The sequence below is a fragment of the Methanosarcina barkeri 3 genome (genome assembly GCF_000970305.1).
Lineage (GTDB): Archaea > Halobacteriota > Methanosarcinia > Methanosarcinales > Methanosarcinaceae > Methanosarcina > Methanosarcina barkeri_A.
Map to the genome: position 1 here is coordinate 1 of NZ_CP009517.1, position 22,508 is coordinate 22,508.

The 22,508-nt window shown below is 37.8% G+C and carries 19 protein-coding genes; 7 read left to right on the forward strand and 12 right to left on the reverse strand.

From position 1 onward, the window contains the following. Nucleotides 1-1,153 precede the first annotated feature (1,153 nt). From MSBR3_RS00005 to MSBR3_RS00020, 4 genes are all read left to right on the forward strand, one after another. Nucleotides 1,154-2,398: an ORC1-type DNA replication protein gene (locus MSBR3_RS00005; RefSeq protein WP_048105562.1), complete on the forward strand. Its 1,245-nt coding sequence runs from the start codon at nt 1,154-1,156 to the stop codon at nt 2,396-2,398. A gap of 467 nt (nt 2,399-2,865) precedes the next feature. Then, nucleotides 2,866-3,438: a dephospho-CoA kinase gene (locus MSBR3_RS00010; RefSeq protein ID WP_048105565.1), complete on the forward strand. Its 573-nt coding sequence runs from the start codon at nt 2,866-2,868 to the stop codon at nt 3,436-3,438. A gap of 65 nt (nt 3,439-3,503) precedes the next feature. After that, nucleotides 3,504-3,983: an RNA-binding domain-containing protein gene (locus MSBR3_RS00015; RefSeq protein WP_048105567.1), complete on the forward strand. Its 480-nt coding sequence runs from the start codon at nt 3,504-3,506 to the stop codon at nt 3,981-3,983. A 450-nt stretch (nt 3,984-4,433) separates the two neighbouring features. Beyond that, nucleotides 4,434-5,207, forward strand: coding sequence for a sugar phosphate isomerase/epimerase family protein (locus MSBR3_RS00020; protein ID WP_048105569.1), 774 nt, complete (start codon nt 4,434-4,436; stop codon nt 5,205-5,207). Between the two features lie 95 nt (nt 5,208-5,302). Here MSBR3_RS00020 and MSBR3_RS00025 read toward each other — a convergent pair whose 3' ends face one another. From MSBR3_RS00025 to MSBR3_RS00040, 4 genes are all read right to left on the reverse strand, one after another. Continuing rightward, nucleotides 5,303-6,145 (reverse strand): class I SAM-dependent methyltransferase, encoded by an 843-nt coding sequence (locus MSBR3_RS00025; protein WP_052723208.1) that lies wholly within the window; start codon nt 6,143-6,145, stop codon nt 5,303-5,305. A 284-nt stretch (nt 6,146-6,429) separates the two neighbouring features. Continuing rightward, nucleotides 6,430-6,957: a gamma-glutamylcyclotransferase family protein gene (locus tag MSBR3_RS00030; protein WP_048105571.1), complete on the reverse strand. Its 528-nt coding sequence runs from the start codon at nt 6,955-6,957 to the stop codon at nt 6,430-6,432. Nucleotides 6,958-6,996: 39 nt separating this feature from the next. Further along, nucleotides 6,997-8,067 carry an elongation factor Tu gene (locus MSBR3_RS00035; protein WP_048105575.1) on the reverse strand — a complete coding sequence of 357 codons (1,071 nt, stop codon included), beginning with the start codon at nt 8,065-8,067 and terminating at the stop codon, nt 6,997-6,999. Nucleotides 8,068-8,477: 410 nt separating this feature from the next. Then, on the reverse strand, nt 8,478-9,650 hold the full coding sequence (locus tag MSBR3_RS00040; RefSeq protein ID WP_048105576.1) for an RNA ligase: 1,173 nt from the start codon (nt 9,648-9,650) through the stop codon (nt 8,478-8,480). A gap of 436 nt (nt 9,651-10,086) precedes the next feature. Here MSBR3_RS00040 and MSBR3_RS00045 point away from each other — a divergent pair, with 436 nt between their 5' ends. Next, on the forward strand, nt 10,087-10,875 hold the full coding sequence (locus tag MSBR3_RS00045) for a TIGR00266 family protein (RefSeq protein ID WP_048105577.1): 789 nt from the start codon (nt 10,087-10,089) through the stop codon (nt 10,873-10,875). A 261-nt stretch (nt 10,876-11,136) separates the two neighbouring features. Here the strand turns inward: MSBR3_RS00045 and MSBR3_RS00050 are convergent, their stop codons facing one another. The 5 genes from MSBR3_RS00050 to MSBR3_RS20785 form a co-directional block, all read right to left on the reverse strand. Further along, on the reverse strand, nt 11,137-11,913 hold the full coding sequence (locus tag MSBR3_RS00050) for a CBS domain-containing protein (protein WP_196296979.1): 777 nt from the start codon (nt 11,911-11,913) through the stop codon (nt 11,137-11,139). A 189-nt stretch (nt 11,914-12,102) separates the two neighbouring features. After that, on the reverse strand, nt 12,103-12,948 hold the full coding sequence (locus MSBR3_RS00055) for a CBS domain-containing protein (RefSeq protein WP_048105579.1): 846 nt from the start codon (nt 12,946-12,948) through the stop codon (nt 12,103-12,105). A gap of 670 nt (nt 12,949-13,618) precedes the next feature. Beyond that, complete coding sequence (locus MSBR3_RS00060; RefSeq protein WP_048105580.1) at nt 13,619-14,626, reverse strand: CBS domain-containing protein; 1,008 nt, start codon at nt 14,624-14,626, stop codon at nt 13,619-13,621. Nucleotides 14,627-15,122: 496 nt separating this feature from the next. Continuing rightward, nucleotides 15,123-15,938, reverse strand: coding sequence for a CBS domain-containing protein (locus tag MSBR3_RS00070; protein WP_048105584.1), 816 nt, complete (start codon nt 15,936-15,938; stop codon nt 15,123-15,125). Between the two features lie 65 nt (nt 15,939-16,003). Further along, a complete protein-coding gene (locus tag MSBR3_RS20785; protein ID WP_230627628.1) occupies nt 16,004-17,272 on the reverse strand; it encodes a CBS domain-containing protein in 1,269 nt (422 codons plus the stop codon). 509 nt (nt 17,273-17,781) lie between these two features. Here MSBR3_RS20785 and MSBR3_RS00085 point away from each other — a divergent pair. Next, complete coding sequence (locus MSBR3_RS00085; RefSeq protein ID WP_048105585.1) at nt 17,782-18,003, forward strand: hypothetical protein; 222 nt, start codon at nt 17,782-17,784, stop codon at nt 18,001-18,003. Between the two features lie 83 nt (nt 18,004-18,086). Here MSBR3_RS00085 and MSBR3_RS00090 read toward each other — a convergent pair whose 3' ends face one another. Continuing rightward, nucleotides 18,087-19,541: an OB-fold nucleic acid binding domain-containing protein gene (locus tag MSBR3_RS00090; RefSeq protein WP_048105587.1), complete on the reverse strand. Its 1,455-nt coding sequence runs from the start codon at nt 19,539-19,541 to the stop codon at nt 18,087-18,089. A gap of 994 nt (nt 19,542-20,535) precedes the next feature. Here MSBR3_RS00090 and MSBR3_RS00095 point away from each other — a divergent pair. Beyond that, complete coding sequence (locus MSBR3_RS00095; RefSeq protein WP_048105589.1) at nt 20,536-21,159, forward strand: RNA 2'-phosphotransferase; 624 nt, start codon at nt 20,536-20,538, stop codon at nt 21,157-21,159. A 15-nt stretch (nt 21,160-21,174) separates the two neighbouring features. Here MSBR3_RS00095 and MSBR3_RS00100 read toward each other — a convergent pair whose 3' ends face one another. Further along, nucleotides 21,175-21,381: a hypothetical protein gene (locus MSBR3_RS00100; protein WP_048105591.1), complete on the reverse strand. Its 207-nt coding sequence runs from the start codon at nt 21,379-21,381 to the stop codon at nt 21,175-21,177. Continuing rightward, the gene (gene rtcA / locus MSBR3_RS00105) at nt 21,378-22,379 is read right to left on the reverse strand and encodes an RNA 3'-terminal phosphate cyclase (RefSeq protein ID WP_048105593.1); all 1,002 of its coding nucleotides are present in this window, start codon (nt 22,377-22,379) and stop codon (nt 21,378-21,380) included. Before rtcA ends, MSBR3_RS00100 begins: the two co-directional genes overlap by 4 nt. Nucleotides 22,380-22,508: the final 129 nt, after the last annotated feature.

Consider the following 22,508-nt stretch of genomic DNA (forward strand, 5'->3'; position numbering starts at 1 on the left):
TACCTGAAGTATAAATCCGTTCCAGTCGAAATAAAGGGGTCTTTACCACAACAATTAATACGGTGTACTTCCATTGCATCTACTGCAAATATAGCTTAAAATTACTTGCTTATAAACCAATTTTACCTAAAGTTTTAGTAAAAGAAGATCCGGAATATAGATTTTATCTAGCTTACAAGGTATCTTAATACTTAAGATTCGCCCGCCATTTATCAGAAAATGGTAGAAAATAAAAATTTAGGCATTAACTGTGAGAAAGATGTATCTTCTATCCATTTCTCTCATTAAGCAGAATTTATAGGGTTTTTCATAAAGATACAAACAATTAAGTAAAATTTCAGAATCCTAAAATAAATTTTAGTTCTTGGCACTTAAACTTTAGTTCCAGATATTGACAGTTAAGACTTCAAAGTTAAGAGTTTAACCTTTTCCCTCTTTCCCTCTTTCCCTCTTTCCCTCTTTCCAAACCCCTTAAATGGATCCTACTTACAATCCCCAAATCTCCTAAAATTCCTTATTGCAATTATAATAATTATTAAGCCACTCTATTAAGCCCCACTCTAGAAACTTGCTAAATAGCTGTTATAAGGTCAATATAAAGCTTGCCAAGGAGTTATGGCTATAATTGTCTAAGCATTTAAAATGGAAAATCTAAAAAATAACTGGAAAATCTAAAAAATAACTGGAAAATCTAAAAATTTACTCTAAAAATTTACTCTAAAAATAGAATATTCAATAGCAGTAATTCGAAGGATTGAATCAACTGCAAACTATCAAAAAATTTTCCTTATTTCCGACAGCAGTAAAACGCTTAAAATTAGTAAAGCACTTAAAGTTAATAAAATGCTTAAAATTAGTAAAACACTTAAAGTTAAAAATACTTAAAATTAAAAACACTTAAAGTTAAAAACACTTAAAATTAAAAACACTTAAAATCAGTATTACAAACATAAAAATTAAAGTAGTTCAGAGAAAGTGGACAGAGTTTATCGATTGTATTAGTTCATTATATATACTCTCTATATAATCTCATATTAAAATTACTATATTAATTAATTTGACATGCAACGGTTCGCGTTGTATTAATTATCTGCATTAGAAGTATCTTAATCTCTTATATTGCTTAATATCATAATTTTTATAGAGGATCTTCATGATAAAAGCTCAATCATTAGACGGCTTATTCGAAAAATTACTTGACGGAAAATCAATTTTCAAAAACAAAGAAGTACTTCGACCTTCTTACACACCTGACCTTTTATTGCACAGAAACGAGCAAATTAGCAGTCTTGCGACAATTCTGGTTTCTGCACTCAGAGGAGAGACTCCTTCCAATGTACTTATTTATGGAAAAACCGGAACAGGAAAAACCGCGGTTACTCGTTATGTTGGAAAAGAACTTGAAAGAGTAAGTGAAGACAAATCCCTTTTCTGCTCGGTTGTTTATATTAATTGCGAAGTAATCGATACACAGTACCGGCTTCTTGCAAATCTTGCTAGACATTTCGAAGAAGAAGTTCCTATGACCGGGTGGCCTACTGACCAGGTTTTCATGAAATTTAAGGAGGCAATCGATTCCAGAGAGCAGGTCATTGTCATAATTCTGGACGAAATCGATAAGCTAATTAAAAAAGGCGATGATGTTCTTTATAATCTGTCGAGAATCAACACAGACCTGCGGAGAGCCAAAGTCAGTATGATCGGCGTTTCCAACGATCTTAAGTTCACAGAATTTCTGGACCCCAGGGTCAAAAGTTCCCTGGGTGAAGAAGAACTTATTTTTCCTCCTTACGACGCTGAACAGATAAGCGATATCCTGAAGCAAAGAGCAAAGATGGCTTACACTAGTGACGCTCTCGGTGAGATGGTAATTCCCTTATGTGCTGCTTTTGCAGCTCAGGAACATGGTGACGCAAGGCGCGCACTTGACCTTCTCCGGGTCTCGGGGGAGATTGCAGAAAGGGAAAATCAGCCTCAGGTTCTTGAAGAGCACGTAAGGCGCGCTCAAGAAAAAATCGAAATTGATCGCGTAGTCGAAGTGGTAAGAACCCTTCCCACCCAGTCCAAACTCGTACTCTACAGTATCATTCTTTTGCGGAGCAGGGGTAGAGAAGGTAAGAACGTCACGACAGGCGAAATGTATAATGTTTACCGCCAGCTCTGCCACCATATTGATGTAGATATTCTTACTCAGCGTAGAGTTACCGATCTCATGTCCGAACTTGATATGCTGGGCATAGTCAACGCAGTGGTTGTAAGTAAAGGCCGTTACGGTAGAACTAAAGAAATTTCTCTGAGCGTTCCAGTAGAAAGCACCCGTAAAGTACTTCTTGAGGATTACAGGCTCAAACCCCTGGTAGATTTCAAGGCGTCAGTTTTCAGCAAGATGTTTTCATAAGATGTTTTTCATAAGGATGAGACTTTCGCGTTCTCCATCCTTGTTTTTTGGCCTACATGCTAATTTTTTACTTTTTCAGGATTTCCCTGACTTCTTTTCCTTTCTTACTTCAGGTCTTTAATTCTTCTCTAACTCTCTAATTTCAAATTTTTGATTTCCGTTGACTGTTCTTTATTCTCAGTTTTTCGCACTTGAGATTATTTTTATCATCCGTGTGTTAGTTTTCAGGAAATAATATATACGATCCTGTGATTTGACTAGAATCATATTATTTTACGGTTAGATTATGGAATCGATTATTCAACTTACTATTTAATTTGTAATTTTAACTTTATTCATCTTTGAAATTAAGATTCAGTATACTCAGATTTCTATTCAAATCTAATATTCATTTCAAGTTGATAGTTCAGGGCTAATGGTTCAAACTAATAGTTTAAGCATAATTAAAGTTTAAAGGGTAATTTTTAATGAAGATAATAGCTTTTGTAGGCATGCCAGCATCTGGAAAGTCGGAAGCTGCTAGAATTGCTGCTGAAATGGGTATTCCCGTTATTATTATGGGTGATGTGATCCGGAAAGAAGTTTTAAGGCGCGGGCTCGAACCCAATGATTCTAATACAGGAATGGTCGCAACACAGCTTCGCAAATGCGAGGGTATGGATGCAGTCGCAGTACGTTGTATTTCCCAAATCAAGGATGCTGGCTCTGACCTTATTGTTGTGGATGGGGTACGCGGGATTGCTGAAGTGGAATGCTTCAGGCGAGAATTCGGAGAAGGTTTTGTCCTGATTTCGATTTACGCCCCAATTGAAGTTCGTTTTTCCAGAGTTCAGAAACGAGGCAGAAGCGATGATATGAATAGTATAGAAGGGCTCCGCAACCGGGATGAACGAGAACTTGGCTGGGGCATGGGAGAAGCTATAGAGGCATCTAATATCGAAATTGAAAACAATTCCACTCTGGAAACTTTCAAAAAGGATGTTATTGAAGTTTTGAGCAACTACTTAGGAAAAAACCTAGGAAAAAACCTCAATGAATAAAATCTCTCGAATATGCTTCTGAACAAAACTCCAAAAAATTGTTTTTAAATTACTGGGGCAGATTTATGATATATGTCAAGGTTTCATCAGCTGTATATCCTACAGAAGACTCGGAAAAGGTTATCAAAGCAATTTCATCCCTTTTTACTGATATTGAACTCAAAAAAGAAGCTACTGAGACTACTGGAGCAGAAACAGGGACTTTTCCCTCTTTTTTTCTTTCAGGTGAAGGAGGAATTGAGATTCTGCAAACCTTCCATAGGCTCATTCGCAGGGAAGAAATTATAGATAGTGTCCGTAACAAAGCTTTTAGTAAAGGATTGTCCAGTGACGGACTTTCTGTTCGCTTTTCACTCAACAAACAAGCTGCTTTTGTCGGAGTTCCCAGTGTTCCTGCACAGGAAGAGCCTCTCGGATCTATTGAAGTCACTATCGGGGCTAGTTCTCAGGAAGAAATGGAAAGACTTTTTGAATGGCTTTTACCCCTTACTGAAGAAGGAAAACCTGTTGTTGAGGTAGAAATGGACTATGTGGAGCAGAATTGAAAGATTTTAACACACTATATTAAGTGTATATTTATTTTTTACGTACTTTTATTATACTTTTAATACTTTTATATTTTGTAAGTTTGAGCCAGTAAATAGTTCAGTTCTTAATAGTTCAGTTAATATTTCAGTTAATATTTCAGTTAATAGTTCAGTTAATAGTTCAGTTAATAGTTCAGTTAATATTTCAGTTAATATTTCAGTTAATATTTCAGTTAATATTTCAGTTAATATTTCAGTTAATATTTCAGTTAATATTTCAGTTAATATTTCAGTTAATATTTCAGTTAATAGTTCACTTAATAGTTCACTTAATAGTTCACTTAATAGTTCACTTAATAGTTCACTTAATAGTTCACTTATATAATTTAGTTAAATAATTTGGTTAAATATATCTCAGTTTGCACTAGATGATGTATATTGATAAATAAAAAGGAATGAACTTTCATCATGCAATTGCACAGAATCAGCTATTCTTCACGTGCAGTCGTTGAAGACCCTTTCAAATGGGCTTATACGCTCGAAGACCACGGGTACACCGGTTGGGAAATCGTACAGGAAGGATCTCAGTGCCTGAACAGCAAGAATATCCAGAATTTGAAAAATATCAGTGAAACCACAGGCCTAGAGTTAACTCTGCACTTGCCTTTCTCGGACATGAATCTTGCAGGTCTGAATGACTCAATCAGGGCAGAAGTCATCAGGCAGATGAAGCACTACCTGACTCTTGCCTCTAACTATGTTAATCTCGCTGTAATACATCCTGGTTATCTTTCCCCTTACGGCGTACAGGTCCCACAGGAAGCCTATTTTACCAATCTTGCTTCTCTCAGGGAAATCTGTGACTTTGCAGCCGATTTCGGAATCCTTATTGCTGTTGAAAATATGCCTGACATGCCGAAAATTTTTGGAAAATATCCTGATGAAATGCTTGAAATGCTTGAGTCCATTGGAAGTCATAATGTGGGTTTTACCTTCGACGTCGGACATGCAAATACAGTAGGTCTTATTGACGACTTTCTGGAATTTCTTAACGAAAAAATCTCTCATGTGCATATCCATGACAACTTGGGTAAAAAAGATGAACATCTACCTCTTGGAAAAGGCACAATAGACTGGAAGCGAGTTATGGAAAAACTTTCGGATTATAAAGGAATTTTCGTAACAGAGATGAGTTCTGTGGAAGAAGGAATTGAGAGCCTTGAGTTTTTAAAAAATTTGTGACTTCTTGTGGCTCTACTTTCCTTTTTCTTGATTCTTTTTAAATTATTCTAATATTTTCATAATTTTCATAAAAATTTTCAGTTGGAAAAATCTATTCAACTAATTTTAGTTGCTTTGCAAAAGATAACATTGTCACCATTCCAGAGATCAATATCTGGTAAGACGTCATCATAGCACTCGATTTCCTTAAAGCCTTCTTGTACCAGCAGCTTTTTCAGGTTATCAGACGTAAAAAAGTGAGTCCAAAAACGATATACATCAAAATTATCAGAATCGTCGATTACGATGTGCTGGTACAATATCACTTTATCCTTCGGATAGTAATAAGAGTCTGAAAGAACAAGGTATGGTCTATCTTTCCAAAAGCCATATTCTTCCATTTGCCAGGATTTCTCACCAACTTTCAACTCAATGTCTTTATCACTGAGAACATCAAAAATGAAAGTTCCGTTAGGCTTTAAAGCCCTATAAACGTTCTGTAATAAAGTCTTTCTTGCAACTGGTGTTAAGACGCCAAAATCAGTAAAAAGCATCATTGCAAGGTCATATTTATTCTCTTCACACAGTTCGAGGTAATTCTGGTTTACATATTCTATATCCAGTTTTTTCTTTAAGGCTTCACTTCTGGCATATTCGATTGAATTCTTAGAGAAATCGACACCCGTTACTTTATGTCCCCTCTTTGCCATAAGTTCAGCATACAATCCAGGTCCACATCCAAGATCAAGAATGTTCATTTTTTCTAGACTGACTGAGTTTAAAATCCAGTCCACAGTACTCTCTATACTTGCTCTTCTCCGACTTGCCAGGTCAATATCCGGGTTCAAGTGGATGTCCAACAACTGCTTTGAAATGTGGTCATCTGTCCACATAACAGCATTCCCTTCTGCATAGACTTGCGGTTTCTTTATAAACTCTAGGATATCTGTAAAATTCACAAGCGAGTCCTCCTTTCCAGCGAGTCTTCCTTTCCAACTTCACGGACTTTATTCATAGACTCTCATAACTGCGATTAACCACGACTCTATATCTACGATTAACCGTTAACACTTTTCAATAAAATAGAATGCTTCAGTTGTTGTTCATTATGAAATATTTTATAAGTTTTCTATTAATAACTTACGCTATGTTAGGAATTTTTGTAATGAAATTCTTTAATGAAATTTTTGTAATGAAATTTTCTGTAATATTTTTCGCATTATTATTTAGTTCTCTTAATTGTTTATTCATACTGTTCTTTTTCTTTCAAGTATCTGGCCCAGTCACCATGTTCAATTCTTTCCGATTCAGGCTTCTCATCATAAACATAGATAAAGCCTCTGAACTTTTGATCACCGATTTCCAGATCCACATATTCCCTATGATATCCTCCGAAAAGTTCCATATAATCAATTGATTTGGCAATTTCAAGCTGTTGTTTTCCCGAAAACCTGCGCACTTCAGCTATAATACATGAACCTTCCGAAGGGTATATTCCAGGATAAGGGCCCAGGGAGTAAAGAGCATACCCTCTTACTGTTGTTGTGCCAAGGAACTCTGATCTGTTTTGCAAGTCAAAACGGCGGCTATTATAAAGCCCATTTCTGAGGCTACCGTACAGTGCCATGATAAGCTCCTCACCTTCCGGCCTCTTGTAAGAACGCTGCCAGCATACATTTCTGTGAAAAACATTTCCGTAGAGAGTCTTATCTTTTACTTTGCTTTCCTCGCCCTCATGTATGCTTTCCTTTTCTCCTGAACTCTTTTCCATATTAACCCTTTAAGAATTTGAATAGAATTTTTAAAATACTTATTTTGTAAAGCCATAGCCTGCAAACCGCTGTGACAGATCAAGATTTGCTAGCAGGAAACGGTCATCTTTACTGTAAGCTACTTTTTTGTTACCTGAAAGTTCCAGTACGCACGTACTGCCTGGCTTTGCTTCTTGTACTTCCTGCCCGCCAACCAGAATCTTCTCCACACGTACAGGTTCAGACTGTAGACCAACAAAGAGATGAAGCACACTTGAAGTTTCAATTGCTCGCGTGAATTTTGAGATGGTGCATTCAAGGGTATAGTCAATAGTTACGATTTCTTTATCAGAGATAATAAATCCTCTTTCTATATCTTTAGCCTGCACGTTTTTAAGACGCATTCCCACCCTCGTGCCTGTGGGTGCACTGTCAATATCCACATCATGACTCTGAATGGATCGGATTTCGATATCTTTATCTATCGGGAAAATTTTGGTTTTGTCCTTATCTTTTGAAATTCCCTGTTTGACAACTCCAAGAACAACGCAACCTTTTCCAGTGACATTGAATGCATGGTCTATAAACACTCTTGCAGGCAGACTATTCAACTCAGCCTGTTCGGCTTCTATTTTTTCCGAGATCTCGGAAATTTTGGCTTTGAGATCTTCCACACCTTCAAAAGGATTTTTTGCACCTTTGTTGGTATTCATGGAAATACATTCCCAGTCTTGGAGAGAAGTACCCGCAGTCATCAGTTTTATTTTCTTTTTCAATTCATCGATTGCATACATATGGGTACTGTCTGACTTTGTCAGAGCAATTATCCCATGCTTAAAACCAAGCAGGTCAAGGACAACAATGCATTCTCCGGTATGAACACTTGTGGGATTATTTCTATCAAGGCCATCAGGAGGGACACAGAGGACTGCCATATCTGAGATATTGAGTGCCGTAACCAGGGATTTTAAAGCTTTAGGATAGCCATGCGGGTCTACAAAAACCATTTTCCGGCTCTCCTTATCATTGTTATACATAGTTATGTCAGAGTATGTTCCTTTTTTCCCCAGATTTGCGGCAAGGGAGGTTCTTCCGCTTTTTTCCGTCCCGATAATTGCAACATTTGTCATACTGGATTCCTTCTAGTTCTTTGTAATTCCTTTAAATTTCTTGTAATTTTTATAAATCTTTTTAATTCCTTTTAATTCCTTCTAATTCTCGTAATTCTTTGAAATTTGTTGTAACCTTTAGTCTATATGTTATTAATGAATCTGAATTTATAAGGTATTATAACTCTGAAACTGCATCTAGTAAATGGGTCTGGTATAATTCATCTGGTATAATGCATTTAGTATAGCGCATTTAGTATAATGCATCTGGTAATAATGGGTCTGATATAATGCCATCTGATATAACACATTTAGTATAGCGCATTTAGTATAATGCATCTGGTATAATTATACTCTAATATATTTCTTTTCAAAACATTGTAAAAACTCTTAAAAACTCAAATCTTAAAGCTCAACCTGAAAGAAAAAGATTACCAGGTTTCACCCTGCCAGATTGCTTGAGTTTTATCGTTGGTACTTTTGTTTATTTTTTTTATAATTATCAGATACTCTTCCCCTACTAACTGAGGTTCTTCAAAAATTGCATCTATCCCGAGTCTTTTAAGATAATCTTCAAAATCTGCTGCAGTTTTTAAATCCTTTACTCGGATCCTTGCTTCCTCATATAACCTTTGGCCATTTTTCACATTTTGGATGGATTCTCTAAGAGGATCCAGTATACTTTTTCCTAGCTGCATGCAGCGTTTTTCAAACTCGGTCTTGTCCTCGTTCCATTCAACTGTCTGAAAACCTTCTCTAACAATCCGGGAAAGCATATAATCTCTGCCGGTCTCATTATAAAATTTAAAGGCATGCCTGAGGTCCGAGCAATTACTCTGGGAAGAAGTATATTTTAACGGAGAAAGAACCATTTTCGGATCCTTTATTACGACGCCTTCATGTTCTTTTTCTCCAAGTTCCCGGATAATTTTTCTGATTTCTTCAGCAGCAGTTTCCATAGGAATTTTTTTGAAGAATTTTACCTGAAAAAAGCCATATTTTTCCAGAATTTCTTGTTTTCGGCTTATTGTAAGAGGCTTACCGCTATTTTTCTCCCGAATATCAAAGATGTAAAACTCTACCGACTCAATGCCATAGATATCTTTTGGAACATAAGGATTGTCCGGGCCTATCATTTCTCCATAAAGTACAAGTTCAGGGAAATCATCAAAAAATTTCAAATTTAATTTTTCTTTTGCCTTTTGAGTTGTATAAGGGCAGATATACCCGCTCCGAGTGATTGCGAGAATTTCGTCTTTTGCAATTGCTATGCGGACGTTATATCCATTCATTTTTTCTTCCACAGCTACTTTTTCAAGGCCGCTGAAGTGCTTTTTAATCGTGGGGTCCAATACCATGGCTCTCCTGATTTTCGGGAAACCCATAATGATTTCGAAAGAACCGTCTTTCTCATAAATCACGGTTCCTCTTTCGATATGGGAGATCTCCTTATCGAAACGGAATATGTATTCATATTTTCCCCAATTCTGGGCTAGATAGTTCTTCTCAAAAAGGTGCTGAACTCTGTCTTTATCAAATCCCAGAAAACTGGCAAGCTTATCTATAAATTGAGGATCTAGCTTCTCGTTCCCCTCTCTACTCATGTTTATTTATCTGTTTTCAGGCCTGAAATAAGTATTGTTCTCAGGCATGCCTTCAGAGCATCATTATAGATGTAAGTATGAATATATGGTATGACTTTCAGGTATGAATATGTGGTATGACTTTCAGGTATGAATATATGGTATGACTTTCAGGTATGAATATGTGGTATGACTTTCAGGTATGAATATGTGGTATGACTTTCAGGTATGAATATGTGGTATGACTTTCAGGTATGAATATATGGTATGACTTTCAGGTATGAATATGTAGTATGATTCTCAGGTATGAGTATCAGTACATCTTTATAATAACCTATTTTCACCTGTTTCTTGGGCAAAAAATTAAAGAATGTCTCAGTACATTGAAAATGTTTTTAAGTATTTGGCTTATATTGTCTGTTATATCTAAGCTTGCAAAAAGGTTGGAGAGTAAAACATGGCAGATGAAATTGACTACGAGATTATCGGTGACGATATGCAGATCGTCGAAGTTGAGCTTGATCCAAATGAAGCTGTTCAGGCAGAAGCTGGGGCTATGGCATACATGGGGCCCGGAATTGAGATGCAGACCGGTTTGGGTAATGAAGGCGGTGGATTTTTCGGAGGTCTCAAAAAAGGACTTAAAAGGGCTCTGACAGGAGAAAGTTTCTTCATTACAAGCTTTGTTCACAAAGGTTCAGGAAAAGGGCGTGTAGCTTTTGCGGCTCCTTATCCGGGAAAGATTATTCCCCTTGACCTCACAAAGTTCGGAGGCAGTCTCCTCTGCCAGAAAGATTCATTTCTCTGTGCTGCTCGTGGAGTAGATATAGAAATAGCTTTCACTCGCAAGCTCGGAGCAGGGTTCTTCGGTGGTGAAGGTTTTATTCTGCAGAGACTAAAGGGTGACGGTCTGGCCTTTCTCCATATCGGGGGCACAGTTATAAGAAAAGACCTGGCAGTTGGCGAGACTTATCGTGTTGACACAGGCTGTGTGGCAGCTTTCACTGAGACAGTAACCTATGATATAACCTGGTCAAGGAACTTTAAAAATGCCCTTTTCGGTGGTGAAGGAGTTGTTCTTGCAACCCTTACAGGTCCAGGCACAGTGTATATGCAGAGCCTTCCTTTCTCTCGCCTTGCTGACAGAATCTTTGCAGCCTCTGTTTATGGCCGCCGAGACGAACAAACCGGCGTTGCCGGGACTGGTATTCTTGGAGGCATCATTGGCGGAGATAGATCATTCTAAAAATTGGGAACTACTCTAAATGAAAAAATCGTTAAAAATAAGAAACTATTCTAAATAAAAATACTCTAAAATGGTAATTAATTGTAAATCAAACTAAAGAGAAACTCATTTTAAAATAGAATTTATTTTAAAAAAAGAAATAAATCCAAAGGAAAGTTAGAAATTCAAAAGGCCTGTTTTTAAGAAAGCAGGCCTTTTTTTAATTACTGGTTTCAGGATTCCAATCAAGTTTTTTTCTGCTCTTTCTCACCAGACTAGAGCTCATTCTTCAAGTGTACTTATTATATTTCTGCGAGCTAGAAAACCAGCAAGTTCATCATCCAAGCTAAGGACTGGAACACCTCCGACATCATGTTCCAACATTATCCTAACAGCTTCTTCAAGCGGTGTATTGGTATAGACACTAATCACACTACGAGTCATAATATCCCCTACCAATAGGTTCTTGATCCTTGAATCCTGCTGATTATCAGCGACTAGGTCCCTAAAAGAACGCATAGCAAAGGCAATATCATCTTCAGCAATAATGCCTACAAGTTTTCCGCTCTCAATTACTGGCAGCCTTCCTACGTTTTTGTCAAGGATAAGTCGCCTAGCGTGGCTAACCCTATCAGATGAACTGATAACTATAGGGTTTCTTTCCATTATTTCCCCGACAAAGCCTGTGAAGTGGTTTCGTTTCATGAATTCCTGGGGTGTCACCCAACCCAGGGCTTTTCCATTATCAGTGACAATAATTACGCCACCACTCTTTTTCATCAGGGTAAGAACATCCCTGGTGTCGGTGTCAGGCAGAACCTTTATGAAATTGTCGGATACGGCTGTTGCAACATGCAGAGAGGATGCAGGTTTGCTCAGTTTCTTGCGAGTTCCGAGCTCCTCTGTCAGACTTCTCATTGTAAGTACACCAAGTATCTGATCATCGTGGACTACCAGCAGGCGCTTTGTGTCCTTCTTTTCCATAAGATCCAGGGCGTGAGATATGGTGTCTGACTTGTCAATCCTATATGGCTGTACCATTATATCTTTAACTTGCATGCAATTCACCTCATGCGTATCCAGAACTTTTAATCATAATGTTCGCAATTTTTTGCGTGCTTTCTTCATCCGTTTTTCCTTTACTTCAATTTCGCATCCTTCTCTTGCTCTTAGCTGTTTTATCTATCGCTCTCTATTGCTTTCTATTGCTACTTTTGCAGTATATACCTCCGCACTGCCAGATAATGGTTAGAGGATGGCTTTCATGATATCGGTTCTGCTTAATATTCCAACTATATTTTCTCCGTCACTGACAGGTAATGCAGTCACTCCTTCCTCTATCATTTTTTTAGCAGCTTCACTGACATTTTCATTTACGTCAATGGAGTTTATCGGAGAAACCATGATGTCTTCTGCGGTTAAAGGCACCTCTTTTACGTATCTGAAGGTTTTCTGGCCTCCAGGTGAGGATTTACGTGCCATCTTGATGTTTTTCGTGGAAAGTTCGCCTTGAAAATCAGTTAAGAGATTTAAAGCAAGGCTTTTGCTGGAAATTATCCCTACAGGCTTTCCTGCATCATCTTTGACGATTACTCTTTCGATCTCATTCCTGTTCATTTCATCAATTACGTGGTTAATAGTGTGATGCCGGTGAACAGAAATAGTATCTTCAGACATTAACTTGGGGATTTTTGTTTTCATTTCCTCGCTATTTTCCGCAACATAACGCACAAGATCTGTCCTGGTGATAATGCCTACAATATCGTTCTTTACCACCGGAATGTTATGCACCCCGTTCTCAAGCATTAAGGCAGCTGCCTGGGAAATAGAGGCTTCAGGATAGATAGTAATAACCGATTCAGTCATCAGTAACTTAATAGGGATCTGGTCAATCGGTCTTCTCCTCCAGAGAGGTTCGGCCTGAGCCAGACGGTTAGTGATGTCTGATTTTGTAACGATTCCCACCATCTTGCCCTCATTGAGGACAAGCAATGTACTGATTCTATGCCTTAACATCAGTTTTCTTGCACGTGACACGGGTTCGTCTGCGTTTAGGACATACACAGGTGAACTCATGATGTCCGCCACATTCATGAAGTACCTCCTTCACTTTTACAATATATGAGTATCAATAATTATACTTTTTGAATTGGATGTGAAAGCTACAATTTTTAACTATAGGCTGTAGATTTTTAGGGGAGTAACCAGTACCTCTTGTTAAAGTGAGAGCTATTTTAAAAGTTCTTATTTTTGAAAATCCTTGTTTTAAAATAGACTACACTCCAAATCCTGAATATTCAATGTATAGATTACTTCTCGACCTATCTACAAAGTAGGCTTATTTCCTGGTAGGTTCAGCTAGAGGATTTTTCTTTTTTAAAACTCTTGAAAACTTAGCCTCCTTAAACCTTAAACTCCTGAAAACTTAGTCTCCTTAAACCTTAAACTCTTGAAAACTTAGCCTCCTTAAACCTTAAACTCCTGAAAACTTAGTCTCCTTAAACCTTAAACTCCTGAAAACTTAGTCTCCTTAAACCTTAAACTCTTGAAAACTTAGTCTTCTTAAACCTCAAACTCCTGAAAGCTTAATCTCCTTAAACCTCAAACTCTTGAAAGCTTAAGCCCGAAGTTTTTTCGGGCTCAGTCAACTTAAGGCTCAGTTAGACTTTAGTTTCACTAAACTTTGTTAAGTTTCAGGATAGTTTGAGCTAGCTTGAACTAGCATGACGGTTTTGATCAATTGAAACCAGTTCTGTTCAATTGATTATTTACCAGGTTCATTCAGAGATCTAAGGAAATCCCTTTCAGTAATGATGCCGCGGATTAGTCCATTCTCCAAAATCGGAAGTGAACCTATCTTTTTCTCAAGCATTATTTCCATCGCTTTTCCCAGGTCTGTACCCGGTTCAGTCCATATCAGTTCTTTTGAGACAATAGATCCTACAGGCTGGTCAAGCGCTTCATGAATGTTTCCTGTTGTCAGCTTACTGAAAGCGTCTCCCCTTCCAAGGAAATGGACAATATCAGTGGAAGTGATAATTCCTGCGAAGATGCCATCTTTAACTACAGGAAGTCTTCGGAGCCAGTTATCTACCATTACTTTTGCTGCCTGTCCAATGGGTGTCTCAGTTGACACCATCTTGACGTTCTTGGTCATATATTCATCAACAGTTCGGCTTGTCACGATTCCGCCCATCAGTTCAATTGCATTCCTTTCGGTAAAGATTGCAACGACCTGCATGTCATTGTTCACGATTGGAAGGCCGCCTCTTTTTCTTTCAATCATCATTGAAACAGCATCTTTAAAATCAGCCTGGTCATTAAGGTAGGGAATATTAGTTTCCATGATTTGCCGTACTTCTTCGTTGATTGCAGCCAGAAGGTTACCTTTGAAGCGGTTTTCAACGAGCAGATTCTTTCTTCCGCCCCCCAGGAAATCGATAATATCTACGGAAGTAACAACTCCTTCCAGCCTCCGCGTTCCGGCGTTTGTAATAGGAATGCGTCTGAACCTCTTTTCAGTCATAATCTTGATTGCTTCCATAACTGTTGCAGTAGGAGGAAGGGTTACTACACTCCTCGTTGCCAGGGCCAGAATTTTTCCTTCATGTTCTGAAATACGGGATTTAAACTCAGGACCTATTCGCATAGTGCCCATGCTGCTAATCATGTGCGGGTCTTTCTGCTGCGCTTTCTTGGATTTGCTCACGCCTGGCTGAACTTTCATCTTATCGACGGACGAAAATGTCGTATTTTTGTTCAATAGGACCACCGAATTCGAGTTGCAGTTAATTGCTTTTTTAGTATTCCATTTCTTCTTTTCCTGCTTTCTTGCGGAAACTTCCCTGGAATCTGCAGTTCATTCCTCAACAGACCCAGATTTGCTCCCGGAAAAAATAAAACCTGAAAGCAATTTTTCCCGAATCTTTCCGAAAGGTTTCCTTTATTTTAGATTTATAATTATTATTAATGATGATCTTTGATGTTATAATCTTTTTGCGTGAAAACTTGCTGCTGTTTTTCGCATTGCATTAATTCTCAGTTAATTATTTGTTTAATTCTGAGTTAATTTTTTGTTTAATTCTCAGCTAATTGTTTTTTTAATTCTGAGTTAATTGTTTTTTAATTCTAAGTTAATTGTTTTTTAATTCTAAGTTAATTGTTTTTTAATTCTAAGTTAATTGTTTTTTAATTCTAAGTTAATTGTTTTTTTAATTCTGCGATTATCTGTTATTCTTTCACCGGATACCTTCATTACACAGTTTTTTTCAAAGGCGATTTTCGAAGGTTTTTTCAGGCCATACATTGACAATAGATTCCAGAAGGTCCTGTCTATCGACGAGTCCAGATACCCTATCCTTTTCATTTACTATGGTAACCCTTCCAATATCATAGTAAATAATCATCTTAATTGCACTTTGAATGGAATCATTTTCTGACAGTGTATACGTAGGGGTTGACATTATCTTTTCAACTTTTGGGCTCTCATTAGGCCTTGTTCGCCTTTCATCTTCCGTTTCAGTGCGCACAGCACCTGATTTGATTATGTCTCTGCGGGTTATCATTCCAACCGGTTCGCCTTTCTTTGAAACTACAGGAATACCCGTATAATCGGTCTCGAGCATATGCGCCCAGACTACACTGACTTTGTCCTCTTGTGAACACGTTTTGACTTTTTTCGTCATCATGGTCTGCAGTGTTTTAGGAACATTTTTTGGGACTTCGACATTTCTGAGAATATCCACATTACTCAGGACTCCAACCACCGTACGATCCGTAGTTGATTTAACAACGGGAACTCTGTTCTGCTTCGATTGCACCATCAGTTTTGCGGCCTTTATAATATCCATATCCGGAGTGACTGTAGGGGATTGGCTTGCATACCCGCCTACTGTGACATTCGAGCGTGTAGAGGTAATCCTCAAGATATCCTGGTCACTCAGCATTCCCACAAGCCTGTTCTCTTCGTCAACAACAACAAGACTTCGAAGAAGGTAATCGCGCATCAGCTGACGGGCACGAGTCACAAACTCTCCTTCTTTGATACTCACAGGCTCATCTGTCATAATCTCACTAACGTTCACTATATACCTCCTTATACTCTCTTTAAAAAAGATGTCTCTGGAAATCGATATCTAAAGATTGTGAGTTATTCGTAGTCTTCGCCTTCTTCCTGCCTGCAGTTTCTGCATAAATATTTACCGTGTACATACTTGAGGTCAACGGAAAAAACTAAACAGGATTCACATATACCAGTTATAAAATCCTCTAAATCTTCTGAAATCTCTTCTCTTGAGGGAATGGAGAATAGGGCTTCTCTATTCATATCAACAAGGTTTCTGAGGATAGTATCAATTCCGGGTGTTATTGCCAGGATATCAGTATTCGAAATTATTCCTATTACTGTCCTATCTTTCAGGACTGGCAGTCTTTTGATATTAGCTTTTAACATAATTTCGGAAGCTTCTGCAATACTTTTTTCGGGTTCTATGGTTATGAGAGGACTCGAAAAAATGTCCTTCGCTTCCACTTCACTTGGTTTTTTATTCTCTGTAACAATATTTTTAACAATATCCCTTTCAGTTATAATCCCTATAGCTTTATCATTCTCTGTGACGATAACACTACCTGCATCACGACTGACCATTTCTCTTGCAATAGAAGGAATATCTGAGTTGATATCCATTACTATTACTGCTTTATTCATAGCCCTAGTAACCGAAACTTTATTGATGTCTCTGTTATGAATGCCGGCATATTTTCCCCTGTCAGCATCTATGTCCTTTTCGTGCCGACAGTTTCCGCATAAGTATCTGCCATCTACATACCTGAGGTCAATGGAAGTAGAACCACACAATTCACATACATTCATTCTGGAATTTTCTAAATCTGGAATCTCATCTCTCGAGGGAATAGAGAGTAGGGCCTCTCTGTTCATATCAATAAGATCTCGAAGAATAGTATTAAGTCCAGGTGCTACCATCAGGATATCTGTATTCGAAATTACTCCTATTACTGTCCTATCTTTCAGGACTGGTAGTCTTTTAATTCTTGCTTTTAGCATGATTTCGGAAGCTTCTATTATGTTATTTTCAGGCTCTATGGTTATAAGAGGACTTGAGAGGACTTCTTTCGCTTCCACTTCACTTGGTTTTTTATTCTCTGTAACAATATTTTTAACAATATCCCTTTCAGTTATGATCCCCATAGCTTTACCATTTTCTGTGACGATAACGCTTCCTGCATCACGACTGGCTATTTCTCTTGCAATAGAAGGAATATCTGAGTTGATATCCATTACTATTACTGCTTTGTTCATAACCTCAGCAACTGAGAGTTCTCTTTCAATCTCTTTATTGTGAATGCCAGCATATTTTCCCCTGTCAGCATCTATGTCCTTTTCAGGTCCATCTGCCATCTACTGCCATTCCCCCTTTGTCCTTTATGTCGGCAATTAATAATATAAAGTTCACAGTATAAAATTCACAGTATAAAAAGCCAAAATGTAGAATTTACGATATAAATTTACGATTGAAGTTTTTTAAGTATCCACTTTCTAGAAAACGTTCCATGTTGGTTTAGTTTTCCTTCCAGTCTATACTCTGAAATTATTAGTTTTTTAAAGACAATACTGCGGCGAAGCTCGTTATCCCGAATTTGTTTTTGTCAGCATCCTCTAAGATGTTTTCCCCATAATTTTCGGATTTTTTTACAGCATTTATATATACGAGTCAATGGTACATAATGATAACGGCATTTTGCTTTTTTCATAAAACACATAAAACTTTATAAAATCAAGGACATTCACTTTAAATCTCCAGTTAGCTTGTTTCTGGTGAATTCATAGTAAAAAAATTTATAGCACGCACACAGGAATTTTTTAAGTACCCCTTTGTTTCCACTGGAGATTTTTGCTGAGAATGAAAAATGCTCCATTATCTGGAAGAAGTATTAGAAAGAAGTGCAGAAGAGAAGTATATCTTAGAAAACAGGTTTATACAGTTTAAAAAAATCAAAATTATATTTGTAATGCTTTCTATTTTTCTCACAGTAAATTTTTCAGACCCCTTTATTTCCACTGGAAAACACTTCACAAGCTTTTACCGCGAAAAGCATGGTTTAAGAAATAAACCAGAAAGAAGACACTGAAAAAGGATAACGATTAAAGCATAAAAAGGATAACGATTAGAACATAAAAAGGATAACGATTAAAGCATAAAAAGGAATAAAGATTAGAGCATAATTACTCTGCTCCGATTCCCGATGCTAAGTTCAATTTCTTCGTTCAGACCATACTTCGCGTAAGCATTAATTATCTGGATTTCGGAGTCAATATCAAGATCTTCGATCACATAAGCCTGTTCTCCCCAGAGAGTTATCTTTATGCTGCCAGTTTCGTCCTTTAATCGAAGGTTTGCAACTACATTCTCGGTTCCGTCTTCCCTTTCAAACTCTTTGAGTTCCCCTATTTCGGAAACCTTACCCTGAACCGAATAGCTTTCCCCAGGGATAATATCAGCAATATCCGTAAACTTTTCTTTGTACTCAATTTCCTTTTCACTCTTCTGGATTATTCCTCGGCCTCCCAGGTTGAGTTCTATCTGCTGGCTGAATGCATTTTCCCGAGAGTAAGCATGAAGTACTTCTATGGTCTCGTCAAAATCGACTTCATCCAGAAAACTGGTTTTTTCATCCCATAGAGTCAGTCTGATTTTTCCAGTGGAATCTCCAAGAAGAAGATTTCCAACTCTTCCGGTAGACCCGTCTTTTTTCTCAAAAGTCCGGATTTCTCCTATATCGAGTACTCTACCTGAAATGTTTATATTGCTCATATCAGCCCTGATGTCCTCAATTGGAATAAATTCCTCTTCGTACTCGACTTTTTTCTCACTTTTCCTTATTATGCTTCGATTTCCTACCTGTAGTTCAACTTTCTGAGTAAAGGCGTTCTCTCGCGCATAAGCATTGACCAGTTCAATAGTGTCTCCGTATTCTACCTGGTTCAGGAATTCGGTTCTGTCGTCCCAAAGGGTTACTCTGACTGTGCCTGTACTATCCCCGAGAAGCAGGTTTCCTACCTGTCCGCTAGTGCCATCTTTCCGCTGGAAAGTTCTTACATCTGAAATTTCCAGGATTTTTCCTGTTAAATTGAGATCTCCCATACCGTCTTTTATATCCTTTATTTTCTGGCTGCTGGCAGCCACATCGATTTCTTCTTCGCTCTCGGCCAGGACTCCGTTATTTCCTACATTGACCTCTACTCCTGAGTATCCCTGCTTCGCATAACCGCTAACCTGAAGAGTTTGCCCTACTTTGATTTTTTCAGCTTTTATAAGATCTGCCATGTTATCCCAGAGCGTTATCCTGATCTTTCCTGTTTCATCTCCAACAATTATATTTCCGACTCTACCTATCGTCCCATCATTTCGAGTAAATTCTTTGGTGTCGAAAACCGACACAACTTTTGCAACAAAATTTATTTGTCCGCTTTCAGCTGTAATGTTTTCAATTTTCACACTGTCCCGACCTACATCTGAAAACCCAAGTTCGTTGGCAACTAGCATGGCAGCCATGGGTTCATCGCAAAGCCCTCCCATGCTTTCGACCTTTTCCTGTACATGCTGCAGGAAGTCTTCTTTACTGATAACGTGGCTGAGCTTCTTATAGATTGATTCGATATCTGTCATATTATCCCCTTAATGTATAATTTCTGTTTTCAGTGTCTATTATTTGCTTCAACTCTAAGTAATAATTGTTAGTATGTTGCTACCTTGAATCCAGTTCATCATTATAGTATAAAATTCAAAAGCTGTTTTAAGAGACCAGTAAATTGCAGCTAGTAAATATAAATTTACAAACCTGAGCACATTAATTCTTAAATCGCGTCATTTAATGAGTGATAAAAACGGTAATAATCAAATATCTTGTGAAGTCTCTTTTATTCTTTTTGATTTTAAATTCCAGCTATTTTAAGCTTTATTTTTATAAGTTTAATTTTCTAATAAGTTTAATTTTCTAATAAGTTTAATTTTCTAATTTTAATTTTCTAATAAGTTTAATTTTCTAAGTTGTGTTTTGTGTTCCTTTTCTTTCAGCCTCGGTAACGTACTGCAAGCAGTCCACCAATTTTTCTACTATAAAGCTTGCGGATTATAACCTGACAGTAAGTTTGAAATTAAGTCCACAAATATTCCTCAATAGACTTTAAATTGAATTTCAACCGGAAATTAAGGCTCTAACAATCCTTTTCAAAGTTCTGGTAAGACACTTTAAATATAGCTATCGTAAAGTTACTTTAAATAGGGCTGTCGTAAAATTACTTTAGGTATATACGCTACGGGTATGCAAGCGGTCCTACTAAAAATTACCGTGTACCTGATGAAAGTATTTCTCAACAAAGTAGATCAATATAATAAACTATGCTCATGCTTATCTGTTATGCTTCTTTCAGGCTTTCAAGCTAAAAGATAATCTAAAATTAAAGCTTGATGCTTGATGTTTTTCTATTTCTCCTTGGTCATCCTGTTAAAGAATTAACAGGCTTCCTGTTCTACAAAAAGCCAGGGAATAAATCGGGGTAGAGGATAATTGAGAGACATAAAATTTTAGCTTTGTAGCTTTGTCAAAACAAACTTAAAACAAACCTTATTTATAGTAAAGTTTCGTTATGTACGTGATACCATGATTCGAAAATGCACTGAGCACGGCTATTTTAGAGGAGGCAGCTGTCTGCAGTGTAAACGCCCTGGAAGATACCTGCTGGACGATAACAAGGAAGAAAAGCTTGGTAGGTTTGTATCTGGTACGCTCCGGCATTTTCCAGAATCTGCAGGAGTTGAAATGGACAGATTCGGCTGGGTCAATATCAATGCTTTCTGTGACGTTATGAGAAAGCGATACAGCTGGATGAGGAAGGAGTACCTTTACGCGCTTGTAGAGTCTGATGAAAAAGGAAGGTACGAGATCCGCAATTCAAGAATCAGGGCACGTTACGGGCACTCTGTCAACATTGATCTGGATTATAGGGAAAGCGATTCTCAATATCTGTATTATGGGGCAAGCCCTGAAGAAGTTGATGTCTTGCTGGAGAACGGAATTTTTCCAATAAAGCAAAGATATGTTCACCTCAGCACTTCGTATGAAAAAGCAGTAGAAGTGGCTCTTATTCATACTGAAAGTCCTGTTATCCTTCAAATCGACGCCTTTAAAGCTCAAGAAGATGGGATCTCTCTCAAGCTTGCAACTGATGACATCGTACTTGCGGAAAAAATACCTTCTGAATACCTCTTTGTCGTTGAAGATTGATTTTGAAGGTGCCCTTCAAAGAATAGTTTTAAGACACTTATTATTAAACTTCCAGTAAATTATTTGTAATACTTTTCTTTCTTTCCCCTCTTCTTTTCTTTCTTCTTTTCTTTCTTTCCCTTCTCCTTTTCTTTCTTCTTTTCTTTCTTTCCCTTCTCCTTTTCTTTTCTCTTTTACCTCTTGTTCTTCTTTTCCGTATCTACCTTTCCTATTTTCTTTCAACTCACGCACACTTCAAAAAGCCCTTCTTTTTTTTCTATCCTGAAGTTAACATCCAGAAACTGTTCAGTAACCCAAATATTTGTCTTAGTGTGAAGAGAGAGTTCACGGACAGTGTAAGAACTATTTCCTGCAAGAGCCATGTACGGTATTAGCTGGTCTGCCAGATATGTGTCAACAGAAGCTCCTGATCTAAGTTCAAGAATAATTTCGTCTGCAGCATATTTACCCACTTTTTCTGCTGGGAGTCCTCTTTTCCCAAGGGCACTCCCACCCATATAGCCTGTCCAGAGAGTTATCCCGCTTCCAGTGGAAAAAGCTTCAAAGGATTGAGTTTCAATTTGAGATGGGTATCCGGCTTCTATTAATCTTGTACTGGCAGCTTCGGCCTGGCGTAAAGGTACATGAGCCGGAAGATTTGAAGCATGAGAAATTCCCTTGATCTCTTCTTCTTGTTCTTCTTTTAAAAAATGAAAACCTCGTAGCCTGCACGGTTTAAAATAAGCCGAAACTTTTCCTCCCCCTTTAGGGTAGTACCCGTGTTCTTTCAGGGTTACACTGCCTGAGTATCCAAGTTGCTTCAGAGCGCTAAAGGTAACATGCTGCAGGTAATCCATTGTCGGAGACCAGGCAACGTCAGTTCCCCCTTTTATCGTTAGTTCGACTTCCTCTTTCGCAAAAGGCAGGGCTGGCATAATGCACTGGAGAAACAAGGTTATGCTTCCTGCAGTCCCGATATCAATATCATACTTACCCCCCTTTATTTCAACTGGAACAAAAGAAAGTTCAGTAGAGCCTGGAAAAAGTCCCGAGATCTGAGCTTGACAGATCTTGGCCGCTGTTTCCAGAGCCTTTAAATGCTGTTGTTTCAGGCCAGGATTTGGCCGGTTTTTCCTGATATTCGTAACTCTGATCCCTTTTCCAGTAACTGCGGAAAGAGCAACAGCCGTTCTGACCAACTGCCCTCCTCCTTCACCATAAGAGCCGTCGATTTCTAACATTTGCTTCTCCCACATTTTCTTGATTTCATCTTACGTTATCCGACTGCCTTTCTTTTGTTTTCTTTTTCACCTTTCTTCTGTTTTCTTTTTCACCTTTCTTCTGTTTTCTTTTTCACCTTTCTTCTGTTT